The following is a 15,149-nucleotide window of genomic DNA, read 5'->3' as shown; positions in this document are numbered from 1 at the left end:
AGTTTATGTGCCCGCCCGGGCCGGTCAGGTCGGCGTCCGCGGTACCGCGCTCAGCGCGCGGGCGTCACCGGGGCCGGGTCCGTGGCGGGCCCGGTAAATCGGCGGTCGCGGCGTGTCACGCACCCATCATGGCACGGGCCGTCCCGTCCCGTCCCGGTCCGCCAGGGGGATCACGGCGACGTCCTCGTGCAGCGGGCCTCCCGACCGTCCCTCGCCGAGCCGGGACGCGACGACGTGCACGGCGCCGACCTCCCACGACGGGCCGCGGTACACGGCCAGCGCCCGCGCCCAGGGCACCAGGGGCGACGCCTCCGGCTCGCGTCCGCGCGGGCCGCGCGTCCCGCCGCGGGCGCCGTCGACCCTCCGCCGACCGTCCACGGCCCGCAGGGTCGCGCGCGCGACCGTGAGGTGCGGCCGTCCCGACGTGCGGTCGGAGGCGGGCAGGCCCGCCACGCCGACGGCGGCGTCCTGCGCGAGCTCGCCGGCGCGCCGCAGGTCGTCGACCGACCCGGTCACACCGACCCAGAGCGTCCGCCCGCCGAAGGTGCCGCCGCCGCTCAGGGCCAGCGCGAACGGCGGCACGTCGGCCAGGGCGATCCCCAGCGCCTCGACGTAGTCCGGCACGGCACCGTCCGGCACCTCGCCGTGGAAGGCGAGGGTGACGTGGCGCTGCTCCGGCGCCACCCAGCGCAGGCCGCGGCCCGGGTCTGCGAGGGCCGCGCCGCTCACCCCGGCGAGGGCGAGCTCCAGGTGGTCGCCGGCGTCGGCGGAGGGGTACACGGCCGTGAACAGGCGCATCCGCGCATCGTGCCACGCCCCGCTGCGGCCCGCCCCGGGCGGCGTGAGGCGTCAGCGCTGCGCGCGCCCGCTCGCGTAAAGACACACCGTGGCGGCGGTGGCCAGGTTGAGCGACTCCGCGCGGCCGCGGATCGGCACGCGCACGACGGCGTCCGCCAGCGCGCGGTCGGCCTCGGGCAGGCCCCACGCCTCGTTGCCGAAGACCCATGCGGTCGAGCCCGCCAGGTCCGGCTGCCCGGCGTCGACGGCCGGGTCGCCTGCCACGTCGAGCAGGTCGTCGAGGTCGTGCTCGCCCGTGCCGTCGGCGGCGAGGACGACGCAGCCCGCGGCGCGGACGACGGCGACGGCGTCGGCCAGGGGCAGGCCCGTGACCACGGGCAGGTGGAAGAGAGAGCCGGCGGTGGAGCGCACCACCTTGGGGTTGTGGACGTCCACGCTCTCGCCGGCGAGGACCACGAGGTCCGCGCCCGCTGCATCGGCCGCGCGGATCACCGTGCCGGCGTTGCCGGGGTCGCGGACGTTCGCGAGCACCGCGACGAGCAGCGGCCGCGAGGTGACGCCGGCCAGGGCGTCGTCGAGGCGTAGGGCGGTGGTGCGCACCACCGCGAGCACGCCCTGCGCGTCCGGGCTCATCGCCTCGAGCACCTCGGCCGTGCCGACGTGCAGGTGCAGCCCGGCGCCGCGCGCCGCGTCGACGATCTCGGCGTAGCGCTCCGCGGCGGCGGGCGTGAGGTAGACGTCCCGGACGCCGGCGGCCGCGTGGCGCACGGCCTCACGCACGCCCTGGGGCCCCTCGACGAGGAACTGTCCGTGCCGGGAACGCGCAGGACGCCCGGACAGCGCCCTGACCTGCTTGACCCGGTCCGCCCGCGGGTTCGCGAGCGTCACGTCGGGGATGCCTGGGATCATGCGCGGCATCGACAGGTCGGGGGTGTCCGGGCGTCCGGGGTGCTGAGCGGGGTGGCTCAGGCGGCCTTCGGCGCGTTGACGTCGGCCGGCAGCGCGTCCTTGGCGACCTGGACGAGCGCGTTGAACGCCGCCACGTCGTTGACCGCGAGCTCGGCGAGCATGCGGCGGTCGACCTCGACACCAGCAGCCTTGAGGCCCTGGATGAGGCGGTTGTAGGTCAGACCCTGCGCGCGGGACGCAGCGTTGATGCGCTGGATCCACAGCTTGCGGAAGTCGCCCTTCTTCGCCTTGCGGTCGCGGTACGAGTAGACGAGGGAGTGGGTGACCTGCTCCTTCGCCTTCCGGTACAGGCGCGAACGCTGGCCGCGGTAGCCGCTGGCGCGCTCGAGGGTCGTACGGCGCTTCTTGTGGGCGTTGACCGCCCGCTTCACGCGTGCCACGTGATGCTCCTTGCAGTGTCGGGGCCGGAAGTGGACCCGGCGGTCGTGGGTCCCGGTGGTGTCACCGGAATCAGCGGACCGCCGAGGGCGTCACTTGCCGAGCAGCTTCTTGATGGTCTTGACGTCGGCGGCCGAGACCACCTGGTCCTGGGCCAGACGACGCGTGCGGCGGCTGGACTTGTGCTCGAGGTAGTGGCGAGCGTTCGTCTGCTCCCGCATGATCTTGCCGCTGCCGGTGACCCGGAAGCGCTTCTTGGCGCCGGAGTGCGTCTTGTTCTTCGGCATGACTGCCGTCTCTCCTCGTGTCGGTCACCCGCCGGGTGGCGGGGACGTGGTGCGGACCGGGGCCGGCGAGCGGCCCGGTGCCAGATGGACGTTGCGGTGCGGCCTCAGCGACCTGCGCGGGGGCTCGGCTTCGGACGCGGCGCCGGCGGCCGCGGGGTGGCGGGCTTCGGCGTCGCGGGCTTCGGCGTCGCCGCGGCGGGCTTCGCCGGGGTCGCAGGCTTCGGGGCCGCAGCCGGCTTGGCCGGCGCGGAGGCAGGCTTCGACGCGGCCGCAGGCTTCGACGTCGCGGGCTTCGACGTCGCGGGCTTCGACGTCGCGGGCTTCGACGCGGCGGCCGGCGCTGCGGCAGGCTTCGTCTCGGCAGGCTTGGTCTCGGCAGGCTTGGTCTCGGCAGGCTTCGTCTCGGCGCGCGGGGCGGGCGCCGGCTGCGCGGCCTCGGGGGCCGGAGCCTCCTGCGCCTCGACCTCGGGCTCGGTCGGCTCGGGCTCCGGCGTCGGCTGCGCCGGCGCGGCCTGGGCGCGGGCCTCGGCCTTGACCTCGGACTTGGTCTTGCGCTGCGCGTTGATCTCGCTGGACCGCTTGCGCTGCTCGACCTTGGCGTCGGCCTTCTTCTTCACCGGGCCGAGCACCATGGTCATGTTGCGGCCGTCCTGCTTCGGCATCGACTCGACGAAGCCGAGGTCCGAGACGTCCTCCGCGAGCCGCTGCAGCAGACGCACGCCCATCTCGGGGCGCGACTGCTCACGACCGCGGAACATGATCATGACCTTGACCTTGTCGCCGGCCTCCAGGAAGCGGACGACGTGGCCCTTCTTGGTGCCGTAGTCGTGCGGGTCGATCTTCAGGCGGAACCGGATCTCCTTGAGGACCGTGTTCGCCTGGTTGCGCCGCGCCTCGCGCGCCTTCATGTCCGACTCGTACTTGAACTTGCCGTAGTCCATGAGCTTGGCGACGGGCGGACGGGCGTCCGGGGCCACCTCGACGAGGTCGAGGTCGGCGTCCTGGGCAAGCTTCAGGGCGACTCCCGTGGCGACCACGCCGACCTGCTCCCCGCCCGGGCCGATGAGTCGGACCTCGGGGACGCGGATCCGATCGTTGATGCGAGGCTCGCTGATGGTGATGCTCCTAAACTCGTCGGTAGACCGCCAGGGACGGGAAAGGCCCCCGACCTGAGCACAGGTGGAGGCCATCTACCGACGCCGGGGCGCGAGCGCTCCGACGACCGAGGCGGACGCCCACGAGAGGCGTCCGACCGGGACCCGGCCCCTGTCGGCGCCCGGGGGCGCTCGGTCGGTGCTCGGGTGGGATGAGATCCACTTGATGCACCTGGGCCCCGCGGCCGCTCCGTGGAGCGACGTGCTGACGGACCCAGGTCGGTCAGCTGTCAAGGCTAGCACGGGATCGCCGCCGGGCCGGCCGGTGTGGCGAGCGTCTCGACCGCCCACGTCGCGACCTTTACTGGAATCGTTCCAGAAAGTGTGGCAGGGTCGCGGCCATGACCACGGCGAGCACGGACGAGACGTTGCTGAGGGAGCGGGGCCTGCGCGTCACCGGTACCCGGCTCGCCGTCCTGCGCGCGCTCTCCGAGCACCAGCACGCCACCGCGGACGACGTCGTGCGCGCGGTGCGGGCCGACCTCGGCTCGGTGTCCGTGCAGGCCGTCTACGACTGCCTGCACGCGCTCACCTCGTCCGGCCTCCTGCGTCGCATGGAGCCGGCCGGGCACCCCGCGCGCTACGAGCGGCGCACGGGCGACAACCACCACCACGTGGTGTGCCGCTCGTGCGGTGCCGTCGCCGACGTCGACTGCACCGTGGGGCACGCGCCCTGCCTGACGCCGAGCGCGTCCCACGGGTTCGCCGTCGACCTCGCCGAGGTCACGTTCTGGGGCCTGTGCCCCGACTGTGCCGAGGGTTCCGCCGCCGACCCCGTCCCGGTGGCCGGCCCCGGCACGACCTTCTGAACCGGAACCCCCCTGAGAAAGGACGTCATCACATGACGACGCCGTTCACGACGACGCAGACCGGCACCCCGGTCGCGAGCGACGCGCAGTCCCTCACGCTGGGTGCGGACGGGCCCACCGTCCTCCACGACCGCTACCTGGTCGAGAAGCTCGCCTCCTTCAACCGCGAGCGCGTGCCGGAGCGCAACCCGCACGCCAAGGGCGGCGGCGCGTTCGGCGAGCTCGTCGTCACGGAGGACGTCTCGCAGTACACCCGCGCGGCCGTCTTCCAGAAGGGCGCGAAGAGCGAGACGCTGCTGCGCTTCTCGTCCGTCGCGGGCGAGCAGGGCTCCCCCGACACCTGGCGCGACGTGCGCGGCTTCTCGCTGCGCTTCTACACGACCGAGGGCAACCTCGACATCGTCGGCAACAACACCCCGGTCTTCTTCCTGCGCGACGCGATGAAGTTCCCGGACTTCATCCACTCCCAGAAGCGCCTCGGCGCCTCCGGCCTGCGCGACGCCGACATGCAGTGGGACTTCTGGACCCTCTCCCCCGAGTCGGCCCACCAGGTCACCTACGTCATGGGCGACCGCGGCCTGTCGAAGTCGTGGCGCCACCTCAACGGCTACGGCTCGCACACGTACCAGTGGGTCAACGCCGAGGGCGAGCGCTTCTGGGTGCAGTACCACTTCATCTCCCGGCAGGGCGTGGAGCACATGTCGTCCGAGGACGCCGAGCGGATCGCCGGTGAGGACGCGGACTACTACCGCCGCGACCTGTACGAGGCCATCGAGCGCGGCGAGCACCCCTCGTGGGACGTCAAGGTGCAGGTCATGCCCTACGAGGACGCCAAGACCTACCGCTTCAACCCGTTCGACATGACCAAGGTCTGGCCGCACGCGGACTACCCGCTGATCAAGGTCGGCACGTTCACGCTGAACCGGAACCCGAAGAACTTCTTCGCGGAGATCGAGCAGGCAGCGTTCTCGCCGGGCAACCAGGTGCCGGGTACCGGCATCTCGCCCGACAAGATGCTCATGGCCCGCGTCTTCTCCTACCCGGACGCGCAGCGCTACCGCATCGGCACCAACTACAACCAGCTGCCGGTGAACCAGCCGCACGCCGCCCCGGTCGCGAACTACATGCACCAGGGCAACATGCAGTACCAGTTCAACGGCCCCGAGCACCGCGTCTACACGCCGAACTCGTTCGGCACCCAGGGCGGCCCCGTGGCCGACCCGGCGCGCGGCGTCGAGTCCTCGTGGGAGTCGGACGGCGAGCTCGTGCGCGCCGCGCAGACCCTGCACGCCGAGGACGACGACTTCGGCCAGGCGGGCACGCTGTACCGCGAGGTCTTCGACGACGGCGCCAAGGCGCGCTTCCTCGAGACCCTCACGGGCCAGGGCCTCGCCATCACGATCGACGAGATCCGCGAGCGGTTCTTCCAGTACTGGACGAACGTGGACGCCGAGCTCGGCGCCAAGCTCCGTGCCGAGGTGTCCGCGGGTCACGTGCCCTCGCCGGCCGCCGCCGGCTCGGGCCCGGACGTCGAGCCCGTCGGGATCTGACAGGGCGGGCGACGGCGGGCCCTCCGCCGTCGCCCGCACACCGAGGCCGGGCCCTCCGCGGGGCCCGGCCTCGGCCGTCCCCGCGGGGCCGTCGCGGTCCCGCCCGATGCGAAGATGGACCCCATGAGCACCTCGCCCGACGCCTCGTCCCCCGCTACCACGACCACGAGCCCCTCCGCGGCCGACGACGCCACCCGTGACATCGCCGACGTCGCCGCGGTCGAGGTCATCACCGCCGCGGCCGTGCACCTCATGAGCGCCGCCGCCGTGAAGTGCGGCCTGGCGGAGGACGCCGACGCCCAGGGGCACCTGGACCTCGACGAGGCCCGCAAGCTGATCACCGCGCTGGCCGCGCTCGTCACCGCGAGCGCCCCCGACATCGGCAACCAGCACGCGCGCTCGCTGCGCGACGGGCTGAAGTCCCTGCAGCTCGCGTTCCGCGAGGCGTCGGTCGTGCCGGACGCGCCCGGCGAGGGCCCGGGCGAGAAGTTCACGGGCTCCGTCGTCTGAGATGTCCGCCCCGTCCGCCTGGCCGCCGCCCCCGGACCGCCCGCCGCCCCCGCCGGAGGCCGGCGCACCCGCCCGTCGCCGCGGCCGCCGCACGGCCGTGGTCGTCCTGGCCGTGCTGCTCGCCGGGGCGCTCGGCATCGGCGCGTACCTGTGGGTGACCACCGCGCGCTGGCAGGCGCACAGCGCGGCCTGGGAGGACGAGGCGCGGGGGTACGCCGACCGGGTGGCGTCCCTCGACGCCGAGCTCGACGCCACCGACGCCGAGCTCGTCGCGGCCCGCGAGCAGCTCGCCACCGCGACGGCTCGCATCACCGACCTCGCCAACGAGAAGGCCCAGCTCGGCGACGAGAACGTCGCCTCGCAGCAGTACCTCGACTACCAGCGGCGCGTGAGCGAGGCGGCCGGCGTCGTGACCACGGCGCTCGGCGACTGCGTCGACGCCCAGTCGCAGCTCATCACGTACCTCGAGGACCGCGGCTCCTACGACGCGAAGGACCTCGACCGGTTCGCCTCGGACGTCGAGACCCTGTGCCGGCAGGCCTCGAAGGCGAACGACCAGCTCGAGCAGGAGCTCGAGCCGTGACCCGACCGGGCCGCTCGCGGGGCCTGCGCCCGGCGCCGGCCCTCCTCCTCGCCGCGACGCTCGCCGGCTGCGGGGCGCTTCCCTCGCTGCCGCCCGCGGTGCCGGACGACGTCGTCCCCACGCGCGTCGCGCCGTCGGCTCCCGCGTCGCTCGCGCCCGACGGCGCGGAGGGCCTGTCCCCCGACGGCTTCGACGCCGTGCAGCGCATGGCCGTGCGCATCCGGAACGTGGGCTGCGACGGGCTGTCGACCGGGTCGGGGTTCGCCGTCGACGAGCACACGCTCGTCACCAACCGGCACGTCGTGGCCGACTCGGAGTCGCTGGAGGTCAGCACCTACGACGGGCGCGACCTCGAGGTCTCCGCCGCGGGCAGCGCGGCGCTGGCCGATCTCGCCCTGGTGCGCACCACGGATCCGCTGCCCAGCCATCCCACGCTCGCGGACGCCGACCCGCGGCCCGGTGACGCCGTCTCGGTGGTCGGCTACCCCGAGGGAGGCGAGCTGACGATCACCGCCGGCGAGGTCATCGGACCGACCACCGACCCGCTCCACGAGAACCTCGGCGAGGTGCTGCTCACCGACGCCCCGGTCGAGCCGGGCTCGTCGGGGTCGGCGGCGCTCGACGAGCAGGGCCGGGTGATCGGCGTCGTGTACGCGAAGACCTCCGACGGCCGCTCGCTGCTCGTGCCGCTGTCGACCCTGGAGCGGCTGCTGGACGACGCCGACGGGTTCCGAGCGCTGCCGCCATGCGCCCAGCCGTCCGGGCATCCTTCCGACGGCGGCCCCGCCGCGACGCCGACGCGCTAGGAGGCGCGGGTCAGCGCGCCGCGCCCACCCGCAGCTCGAGCGAGTCCACGCGGGCCGAGATCACCGTCGAGGCGCCGAGGCGGGCGTTCACCTGCGCGAGCACGCGGTCCAGCCCCGCCCGGTCCAGGCCCGGGTCGAGGGCGAGCACGACGGCGACCTCGGCGCGGCGCCCGCGCTCGGCGTGCGCGCGCACCACATGCTGCACCGGCGCGGCGGCGTCCGCGACCGCCGCGGCGATGTCCGGTTCCACCTCGAGCGCGCCGTCCGGGCCCGCGGGGACGAGCGCCGGGCGCCACTCCTCGCCCTGGGCGAGCGCCCAGACCGCCGGCCGGGGCACGAGGGCGGTCGCCGGCCCGGCCGGGTCCACGACCAGCAGCGACCAGTCCTCGCTCACCGCCGAGAGGGCGGCACGGGCGGCCTCGACCGGGACCGGGCGGGCGTCGGCGCGCCACGCCGTCATCGCGTCGACCGACGTGAAGACGGGGAGCGCCCGGCGACCGTCGGGCGCCTCGATGGCCACCACGCCGGCCGCGGCCTCCTTGTCGACGTGCAGCTCCTGCGTGCCGCCGGCCGTCTCGTGCTCGACCACGTCGGCGACGGCGAGCTCCGCGAGGACGGGCACGAGCACCCGGGTGACGGCGAGGCGCCGCACGACGTCCTCCAGCGACCCGGTGCCTGCGGCGTGCGCGCTCAGCAGCGCGGCGAGCTCGGCGTCGGCCGAGCCGTCGTCGCCCGCGAACTGCGACGTCGGCTGGATCGACTTCAGGTGCCCCGGCAGGGCACGGCCACCCTCGGCCGTCACGGCCGACCCGCCACGTCGAGGGCCTCGGGCAGCGTGAACGCCCCGGCGTACAGGGCCTTGCCCACCACGGCCCCCTCGACGCCGTCCGGCACCAGGGCGCGCAGGGCCTCCAGGTCGGCGAGGGACGAGATCCCGCCCGACGCGACCACCTTCGCCGGGGTGCGCGAGGCGACCTCCCGCAGCAGGTCGACGTTCGGGCCGCGCAGCGTGCCGTCCTTGGTGACGTCCGTGACGACGTACCGGGAGCAGCCGGCGTCGTCCAGGCGGGCGAGCACCTCCCACAGGTCGCCGCCCTCCTGGGTCCAGCCGCGGGCGGCGAGCGTCGTGCCGCGCACGTCGAGGCCGACGGCGACGGCGTCGCCGTGCTCGGCGATGACCCGCGCCGTCCACTCCGGGTCCTCGAGGGCGGCGGTGCCGATGTTGACGCGGCGCGCGCCCGTGGCGAGGGCGCGCTCGAGCGAGGCGTCGTCACGGATGCCGCCCGACAGCTCCACCTGGACGTCGAGCTCGGCCACGACCTGCGCGAGCAGGTCGGCGTTCGAGCCACGACCGAACGCCGCGTCGAGGTCCACGAGGTGGATCCACTCGGCGCCGCCCGCCTGCCAGTCGCGGGCGGCGGCCAGCGGGTCGCCGTAGGACGTCTCGGAGCCTGCCTCCCCCTGCACGAGGCGGACGGCCTGGCCGTCGGCGACGTCGACGGCGGGCAGCAGCACGAGGCGGTCGGTCATCAGGGTGTCTCCAGGTTCTACGACTGCGGGTTCTGGACGGCGGGTTCGGGTGCGGCGGTGATCGGGCCGACGACGCTCAGAGCGAGCGGACCCAGTTCTCGAGCAGGGTCGCGCCGGCGTCGCCGGACTTCTCGGGGTGGAACTGCGTGGCGGCGAGCGGTCCGCTCTCGACGGCGGCGACGAACCGGGCCTCGGAGCCAGGCGCGCCGTGCCGCGCCCAGGTGACCAGCGGCGGCGTGTAGCGCGGGTCCGCGTCGCCGTCGTGCCCCTGCGTGAACTGCTGCGCCGCGTACGAGTGCACGAAGTAGAACCGCTCGTGCTCCACCCCCGCGAAGAGGCGGGAGCCCTCGGGGGTCTCCACGGGCGACCAGCCCATGTGGGGCACCACCGGGGCGTCGAGGCGCTCGACGACGCCGGGCCACTCGCCCAGGCCCTCCGCCCGCTCCCCGTGCTCCACACCGGCGTCGAACATGACCTGCATGCCGACGCAGATGCCCAGCACGGGGCGCCCACCGGCGAGGCGCCGGTCGATCACCTGGTCGCCCCGGACGGCGCGGAGCCCGGCCATGCAGGCGGCGAACGCGCCGACGCCCGGCACCACCAGCCCGTCGGCCTCCGCGGCCCGCGTCAGGTCCGCGGTGAGCTCGACGTGGGCCCCCACCCGCTCGAGGGCTCGCACGGCCGAGCGGACGTTGCCGAAGCCGTAGTCGAGCACCACGACGTGGGAACGCCCGTCCGCGCGGGCGGGCGTCGGCGCGGGGTTGAGGTCGGCCGCCGCGCCGCCGTGCGGCAGCAGCGGCGTGATCCCCGCGGCCTCCTGGGCCGCGGCGATCCGCTCCCGGTCGGGCGTGCTGGGCGTGTCGGTGGGCGTGTCCGGCATGCGTCTCCCCTACTGCTTCTTGCGTGCCTTGCGCGCGGCGCCGGTGAGCATCCGCATCGCCTTGAAGCGGCCGATGCTCGACGACGGCACGACGCCCGGCAGGTCGGCGACCGTGAGCTGACCGGTGACGAGGTCCTCGAGGGCCTCCGGAGCGCCACCCAGCACGAGGCCCGGCGGAAGCTCGCCCTCGGCCTCGCCGTCGGCGTAGCGCACGCAGGTGAGCTGCTCGCCCTGGCGGGTCACGAGGACGAGGGGCACCCCCGCCACGAGCTTCGAGATCGCGGCGGCGGCCCGGGCGGGCGCGCCGTCGCTCGTGTCGCGCAGGATCGCGAGCGCGCCGACCGGGGTCGGCGCGGCGTCGACGTCGAGCTCGGCGAGCGAGCACGCGGCCGCCAGGGGCTCGGCGCCCGCGATCTGGGTGATGAGGACCGCCAGCTCGGGGTCCGCGGAGGCGCCGTCGAGGCCCGACAGGTCGTCGGGGATCTCGAAGCCCTCGGGCAGGTCGTCCGGCAGGTCCGGCTGCGGGTCGGGGTGCCGGTCGGGATCGGTGGTCATGCGGCTACAGCGCACCCTTCGTGGACGGGACGCCCTCGACGCGCGGGTCGGGGGCGACGGCGGCGCGCAGCGCACGGGCGAGCGCCTTGAACTGGGCCTCGACGATGTGGTGCGGGTCGCGGCCCGCGAGGACCCGCACGTGCAGGCAGATGCCGGCGTGATGGGCGATCGACTCGAGCACGTGCCGGGTGAGCGACCCGGTGAAGTGTCCGCCGATGAGGTGGTACTCCTGCCCCTCCGGCTCCCCCGAGTGCACGAGGTACGGGCGTCCCGAGACGTCGACGACCGCGAGCGCGAGCGCCTCGTCGAGGGGCACGGTCGCGTCGCCGTAGCGGGAGATGCCGCGCTTGTCGCCGAGCGCCTCGCGCAGCGCCTCGCCGAGCACGATGGCGACGTCCTCGACGGTGTGGTGCGCGTCGATGTGGGTGTCGCCGGTCGCCCGCACGGTGAGGTCGATCAGCGAGTGCTTGCCGAGCGCGGTGAGCATGTGGTCGTAGAACGGCACGGTGGTCGAGATCTCCGTGCGCCCCGTGCCGTCCAGGTCCAGCTCGACGACGACGCTCGACTCGCTCGTCGTGCGCTCCACGCGGGCCGTGCGGTGCTGCATCAGTCCTCCTTCTCGGGCGCCGCGGCGCCGGTGACCGTCTCGCTGACGACCTCGATGAACGCCGACCGGAACGCGGCGTTCTCGTCGGGCGTGCCGACCGAGACGCGCAGCCAGCCCTCGGGCCCGGTCTCGCGGATGAGCACCCCGCGGTCCAGCAGGCCCTGCCAGACGGCGTGCCGGTCGCCGAACGTGCCGAACAGCACGAAGTTCGCGTCGGAGTCCGCCACCTGCAGCGGGCGACCGTCGACCTCCTGCGCACGCAGCCAGTCCACCAGTGCGTCGCGCTCGTCGCGCAGGTCGCGCACCTGCGCCCGCAGCTCGTCGTGGTGCGCCAGCGCGCCCCGCGCGGCCGCCTGCGTGACGGCCGACAGGTGGTAGGGCAGCCGGACGACGCGCAGGGCGTCCACGAGCCCGGTGGACGCGGCCAGGTAGCCGAGCCGCAGCCCCGCCGCGGCGAAGGCCTTCGACATCGTGCGCGAGACCGCGAGGTGCGGGTGCGCACCGAGCAGCTCGAGGGCCGACGGCGTGCCGGGGCGACGGAACTCCGCGTAGGCCTCGTCGACCACGACGACGGCGCCGGCGCGGCGGCCGTCGCGCTCGGGGGCGTCGGGCACCTCGACCTTCGCCGCGGCGTCCAGGACCGCCTCCACCGTCGCGAGCGGCAGCGCCGTACCGGTCGGGTTGTTCGGGCTGGCGAGGAGGATCACGGAGGGCCGGACCTCCGCGATCGTCGCGACCGCGTGGTCGACGTCGAGCGTGAAGTCGCTCTCGCGGCGGCCGGTGACCCACCGCGTGTGCGTGTCCCGCGCGTACTCCGGGTACATCGAGTAGGTCGGCGCGAAGGACAGCGCGGTGCGGCCCGGGCCGCCGAACGCCTGCAGCAGGTGCAGCATGACCTCGTTGGAGCCGTTGGCGGCCCAGACCTGGTCGGGCGCGACCCGTACCCCGGACTCGAGCGCCAGGTAGTCCGCCAGGTCGCCGCGCAGGGCCGTGAAGTCACGGTCGGGGTAGCGGTTGAGCCCGCGCGCCGCGTCGGCGACATGGCGGGCGATCGTCCCGACGACCGCCTCCGACGGGGCGTACGGGTTCTCGTTGACGTTCAGCCGCACGGGCACGTCGAGCTGCGGGGCGCCGTAGGGCACCTCGGCCGCGAGCTCGGGACGCAGCGGCAGCCGCGCGCCGTCGACGCCGCCCGCGGGTGCGGCGGCGGACAGGGGGGTGGTCACCGCGCCAGTCTACGGAACCGCGGGAGCCCCCGGTGGCGGCGTCCGTCCCTCGACCTCGTGCCCGCGCCGCCGGCGGACCGGCCGCGTGGGTCACCTGCCGACCTGGCCCGGAGGACCACTTTGTGAAGGATTGCACATGTCGCGAACGGCCTGGTTCCGCGCCTTGTGACAGCCTTCACAAGGCTTCGGGGCTGCGACGCGGGCGCATGGTACCTACCGTCGAGGTATCAGCAGTTCGTTCGTGTGGGCCGCGCCGAGCGGCCCGTGAGAGGGAGAAGCAGATGAGCACCATGCAGGCCGCGGTCGTCCACTCGTTCACCGAGCCCCTGTCCGTCGAGGACCGCGAGATCCCGACGCCCGGGCCGCACGAGGCCCTGGTCAAGGTCGACTACACCGGCGTGTGCCACACCGACCTGCACGCCGCGCACGGCGACTGGCCGGTCAAGCCGGCCCCGCCGTTCGTCCCGGGCCACGAGGGCGTCGGGCACGTCGTCGCCGTCGGGGACCAGGTGACCCGCGTCAAGGTCGGCGACACGGTCGGCAACGCCTGGCTGTGGAGCGCCTGCGGCGAGTGCGAGTACTGCGAGACCGGGTGGGAGACCCTCTGCCCGGACCAGAAGAACGGCGGCTACTCCGTCGACGGCTCGTTCGGCCAGTACATGCTCGTCGACGCGCGGTACGCGCCGATCGTCCCCGAGGGCGTGGACCTGTCCGCCGTCGGGCCGATCCTGTGCGCCGGCGTCACCGTCTACAAGGGCCTCAAGGTCACCGACACGAAGCCCGGCGAGTGGGTGCTGATCTCCGGCATCGGCGGCCTCGGCCACATCGCCGTGCAGTACGCGGTCGCCATGGGCCGCCGCGTCGCCGCGGTCGACGTCGACGACGCCAAGCTCGAGCTGGCGCGCCGGCACGGCGCCGAGGTGACCGTGAACGCTGCCACCTCCCCCGACGCCGCGTCCGAGCTGCAGGAGAAGACCGGCGGCGGCGTGCACGGCGCGCTCGTGACGGCCGTCAACGCCCACGCGTTCCCGCAGGCCGTCGGCGCGCTGCGCCGCGGCGGCACCGTCTCGCTCGTCGGCCTGCCGCCGGAGAAGTTCCCGCTGGACATCTTCACCACGGTCCTGTTCGGGCTCACCGTGCGGGGCTCGATCGTCGGCACGCGCAAGGACATGGCGGAGGCGCTCGACTTCTTCGCCCGCGGCAAGGTCGACCCGACCTACACCGTGCGCCCCCTCGGCGACATCAACGCGATCTTCGACGAGATGATCGCGGGGCGCATCGACGGCCGCGTCGTCATGGACATGCGGAGCTGACGTCACCGCGGCGGACGGCAAGCCCGGCGGCACGTGCCGCCGGGCCCCGCCGGTGAGCAACCGTGCGTGCGCCCGTCACGCGAGCACGACGTCCTCCCCCGAGACCTCGACCTGGATCGCCGGGAGCGGCTCGGGCGCCGGCCCGCCGAGGACGGCGGCGTCCGTCAGCGCGTAGCGCGACTGATGGCACGGGCACAGCAGCTCGCCCTCGCCGGGCGCGACCGTGCAGCCCGCGTGCGTGCAGATCGCGCTGAACGCATGCACCTCGCCCTGGGTCGGCTGGGTCACGAGCACGTCCTGGCCCCCGACCTTCGCGGCGACGGCGCCGCCCACCGGGACGTCGGCGAGCGCGACCACGACGGTGCCCGCCCCCGCCGCGCTCGCAGAGGCCGCCGCCTCCTGCGGCGTCGGCTTCTGCTCGGCGCAGGCGGCGAGCACCCCGGCGCCGGCGATCGCGCCTGCGGCCGCGCCCGTGCCGCGCAGCAGCTGTCGCCGGGTCGGGCCGCAGTCGCAGGCCGCCCTGTCGAGCGCACCCTTCGCCTGGGGCACGTCGGGCACGTCCGGCACGGTCGGGTGGGTCGACGGGCTGATCGTCATGGCGCCTCCGGTGGGTCGGGCCCCGGCCCGCCGGACGCTTCCGCTGACGGCACCACCGAGGAGTGGGAGCATCATCATCATGGACACGTCCCACGGCGCGGTGCCACCTCGGCCGCGGTCCCAGAGCCCGGCCCGACCGCCCGCGGCGCGCGGCTGGCGGCTGGCCGCCGCGCTCGCGGTCCTGGTCTCGGCCGTCGTCCACGTCGTGCTGTACGTCGACGGCTACGACACCATCGCCGTCGTCGGCCCACTCTTCCTCCTCAACGCCGTGGCCGGGGTCGTGCTGGCCGCGCTGCTGGTCGTCTGGCGGCACTGGCTGCCGCTGGTCGGCGGGATCGGCTTCGGCGGCCTGACCCTGCTGGCGTTCGTGCTGTCGACGACGGTCGGCTTCTACGGCGTCAACGAGACGTTCGCGGGCACCACCGAGATCGTCGCCGCGGCGGCCGAGGTGGTCGCGGTGGTGGCGTCGGCCGTGGCGCTCCTGCGGGAGTACGTGCGCTGACGGGCCTGTGGAGGGCGGGCCGACGTCGTCGGCGGCGCCCCCTACGATCGAGGACGTGAGCCACCCCGACGACCCGTACGCCGACCTCGTGTTCG

19 protein-coding genes are annotated in these 15,149 nt (G+C 74.6%); 7 read left to right on the top strand and 12 right to left on the bottom strand.

The window, feature by feature from the left end; translation table 11 throughout:
• Positions 1–126: 126 nt before the first annotated feature.
• From ACFCZN_RS14595 to infC, 5 genes are all read right to left on the bottom strand, one after another.
• Positions 127–798, bottom strand: a complete 672-nt coding sequence (locus tag ACFCZN_RS14595) for a 2'-5' RNA ligase family protein (RefSeq protein ID WP_430557209.1) — start codon at positions 796–798, stop codon at positions 127–129.
• Between the two features lie 51 nt (positions 799–849).
• On the bottom strand, positions 850–1,707 hold the full coding sequence (locus ACFCZN_RS14590; RefSeq protein ID WP_430557208.1) for a TrmH family RNA methyltransferase: 858 nt from the start codon (positions 1,705–1,707) through the stop codon (positions 850–852).
• Between the two features lie 56 nt (positions 1,708–1,763).
• Positions 1,764–2,147: a 50S ribosomal protein L20 gene (gene rplT, locus ACFCZN_RS14585; protein WP_079576292.1), complete on the bottom strand. Its 384-nt coding sequence runs from the start codon at positions 2,145–2,147 to the stop codon at positions 1,764–1,766.
• Between the two features lie 90 nt (positions 2,148–2,237).
• On the bottom strand, positions 2,238–2,432 hold the full coding sequence (rpmI, locus tag ACFCZN_RS14580) for a 50S ribosomal protein L35 (RefSeq protein ID WP_079576291.1): 195 nt from the start codon (positions 2,430–2,432) through the stop codon (positions 2,238–2,240).
• 104 nt (positions 2,433–2,536) lie between these two features.
• Positions 2,537–3,622, bottom strand: a complete 1,086-nt coding sequence (gene infC, locus ACFCZN_RS14575) for a translation initiation factor IF-3 (RefSeq protein ID WP_430557207.1) — start codon at positions 3,620–3,622, stop codon at positions 2,537–2,539.
• Positions 3,623–3,927: 305 nt separating this feature from the next.
• Between infC and ACFCZN_RS14570 the strand changes: the two genes are divergently transcribed.
• The 5 genes from ACFCZN_RS14570 (at position 3,928) to ACFCZN_RS14550 (ending at position 7,844) form a co-directional block, all read left to right on the top strand.
• Positions 3,928–4,395 carry a Fur family transcriptional regulator gene (locus ACFCZN_RS14570; RefSeq protein ID WP_430557206.1) on the top strand — a complete coding sequence of 156 codons (468 nt, stop codon included), beginning with the start codon at positions 3,928–3,930 and terminating at the stop codon, positions 4,393–4,395.
• A gap of 32 nt (positions 4,396–4,427) precedes the next feature.
• On the top strand, positions 4,428–5,945 hold the full coding sequence (locus tag ACFCZN_RS14565; protein WP_430557205.1) for a catalase: 1,518 nt from the start codon (positions 4,428–4,430) through the stop codon (positions 5,943–5,945).
• A gap of 123 nt (positions 5,946–6,068) precedes the next feature.
• A complete protein-coding gene (locus tag ACFCZN_RS14560; RefSeq protein ID WP_429762149.1) occupies positions 6,069–6,455 on the top strand; it encodes a DUF1844 domain-containing protein in 387 nt (128 codons plus the stop codon).
• 1 nt (position 6,456) lies between these two features.
• On the top strand, positions 6,457–7,038 hold the full coding sequence (locus ACFCZN_RS14555) for a hypothetical protein (RefSeq protein ID WP_429762150.1): 582 nt from the start codon (positions 6,457–6,459) through the stop codon (positions 7,036–7,038).
• Positions 7,035–7,844 carry a S1C family serine protease gene (locus ACFCZN_RS14550; RefSeq protein WP_430557204.1) on the top strand — a complete coding sequence of 270 codons (810 nt, stop codon included), beginning with the start codon at positions 7,035–7,037 and terminating at the stop codon, positions 7,842–7,844. Before ACFCZN_RS14555 ends, ACFCZN_RS14550 begins: the two co-directional genes overlap by 4 nt.
• A 10-nt stretch (positions 7,845–7,854) precedes the next feature.
• Here the strand turns inward: ACFCZN_RS14550 and ACFCZN_RS14545 are convergent, their stop codons facing one another.
• The 6 genes from ACFCZN_RS14545 to ACFCZN_RS14520 form a co-directional block, all read right to left on the bottom strand.
• Positions 7,855–8,646, bottom strand: coding sequence for an SseB family protein (locus ACFCZN_RS14545; protein WP_430557203.1), 792 nt, complete (start codon positions 8,644–8,646; stop codon positions 7,855–7,857).
• Positions 8,643–9,374, bottom strand: a complete 732-nt coding sequence (gene priA, locus ACFCZN_RS14540) for a bifunctional 1-(5-phosphoribosyl)-5-((5-phosphoribosylamino)methylideneamino)imidazole-4-carboxamide isomerase/phosphoribosylanthranilate isomerase PriA (RefSeq protein WP_429762153.1) — start codon at positions 9,372–9,374, stop codon at positions 8,643–8,645. Before priA ends, ACFCZN_RS14545 begins: the two co-directional genes overlap by 4 nt.
• Positions 9,375–9,450: 76 nt before the next feature.
• Complete coding sequence (hisH, locus tag ACFCZN_RS14535) at positions 9,451–10,254, bottom strand: imidazole glycerol phosphate synthase subunit HisH (RefSeq protein ID WP_429762154.1); 804 nt, start codon at positions 10,252–10,254, stop codon at positions 9,451–9,453.
• A gap of 9 nt (positions 10,255–10,263) precedes the next feature.
• Positions 10,264–10,809: a hypothetical protein gene (locus ACFCZN_RS14530; protein ID WP_429762155.1), complete on the bottom strand. Its 546-nt coding sequence runs from the start codon at positions 10,807–10,809 to the stop codon at positions 10,264–10,266.
• A 4-nt stretch (positions 10,810–10,813) separates the two neighbouring features.
• Complete coding sequence (gene hisB / locus ACFCZN_RS14525) at positions 10,814–11,416, bottom strand: imidazoleglycerol-phosphate dehydratase HisB (RefSeq protein WP_430547395.1); 603 nt, start codon at positions 11,414–11,416, stop codon at positions 10,814–10,816.
• Positions 11,416–12,642, bottom strand: a complete 1,227-nt coding sequence (locus tag ACFCZN_RS14520) for a histidinol-phosphate transaminase (RefSeq protein ID WP_430557202.1) — start codon at positions 12,640–12,642, stop codon at positions 11,416–11,418. Before ACFCZN_RS14520 ends, hisB begins: the two co-directional genes overlap by 1 nt.
• Positions 12,643–12,923: 281 nt before the next feature.
• On the opposite strand from ACFCZN_RS14520, the gene adhP reads away from it, so the two are divergent.
• On the top strand, positions 12,924–13,955 hold the full coding sequence (adhP, locus tag ACFCZN_RS14515; protein WP_429762158.1) for an alcohol dehydrogenase AdhP: 1,032 nt from the start codon (positions 12,924–12,926) through the stop codon (positions 13,953–13,955).
• 75 nt (positions 13,956–14,030) lie between these two features.
• Here the strand turns inward: adhP and ACFCZN_RS14510 are convergent, their stop codons facing one another.
• Entirely contained in the window at positions 14,031–14,552 is a 522-nt protein-coding gene (locus ACFCZN_RS14510) for a Rieske (2Fe-2S) protein (protein WP_430557201.1), read from the bottom strand.
• Between the two features lie 79 nt (positions 14,553–14,631).
• Between ACFCZN_RS14510 and ACFCZN_RS14505 the strand changes: the two genes are divergently transcribed.
• On the top strand, positions 14,632–15,054 hold the full coding sequence (locus ACFCZN_RS14505) for a hypothetical protein (protein ID WP_429762160.1): 423 nt from the start codon (positions 14,632–14,634) through the stop codon (positions 15,052–15,054).
• Positions 15,055–15,149 lie beyond the last annotated feature (95 nt).

Origin of the sequence: Isoptericola sp. NPDC056134, assembly GCF_042264825.1 — a bacterium.
In the GTDB taxonomy this organism is placed as follows: domain Bacteria; phylum Actinomycetota; class Actinomycetes; order Actinomycetales; family Cellulomonadaceae; genus Isoptericola; species Isoptericola nanjingensis.
The sequence above is the reverse complement of the archived record's forward strand: the minus strand, read 5'-3'. Positions and strand labels throughout refer to the sequence as shown.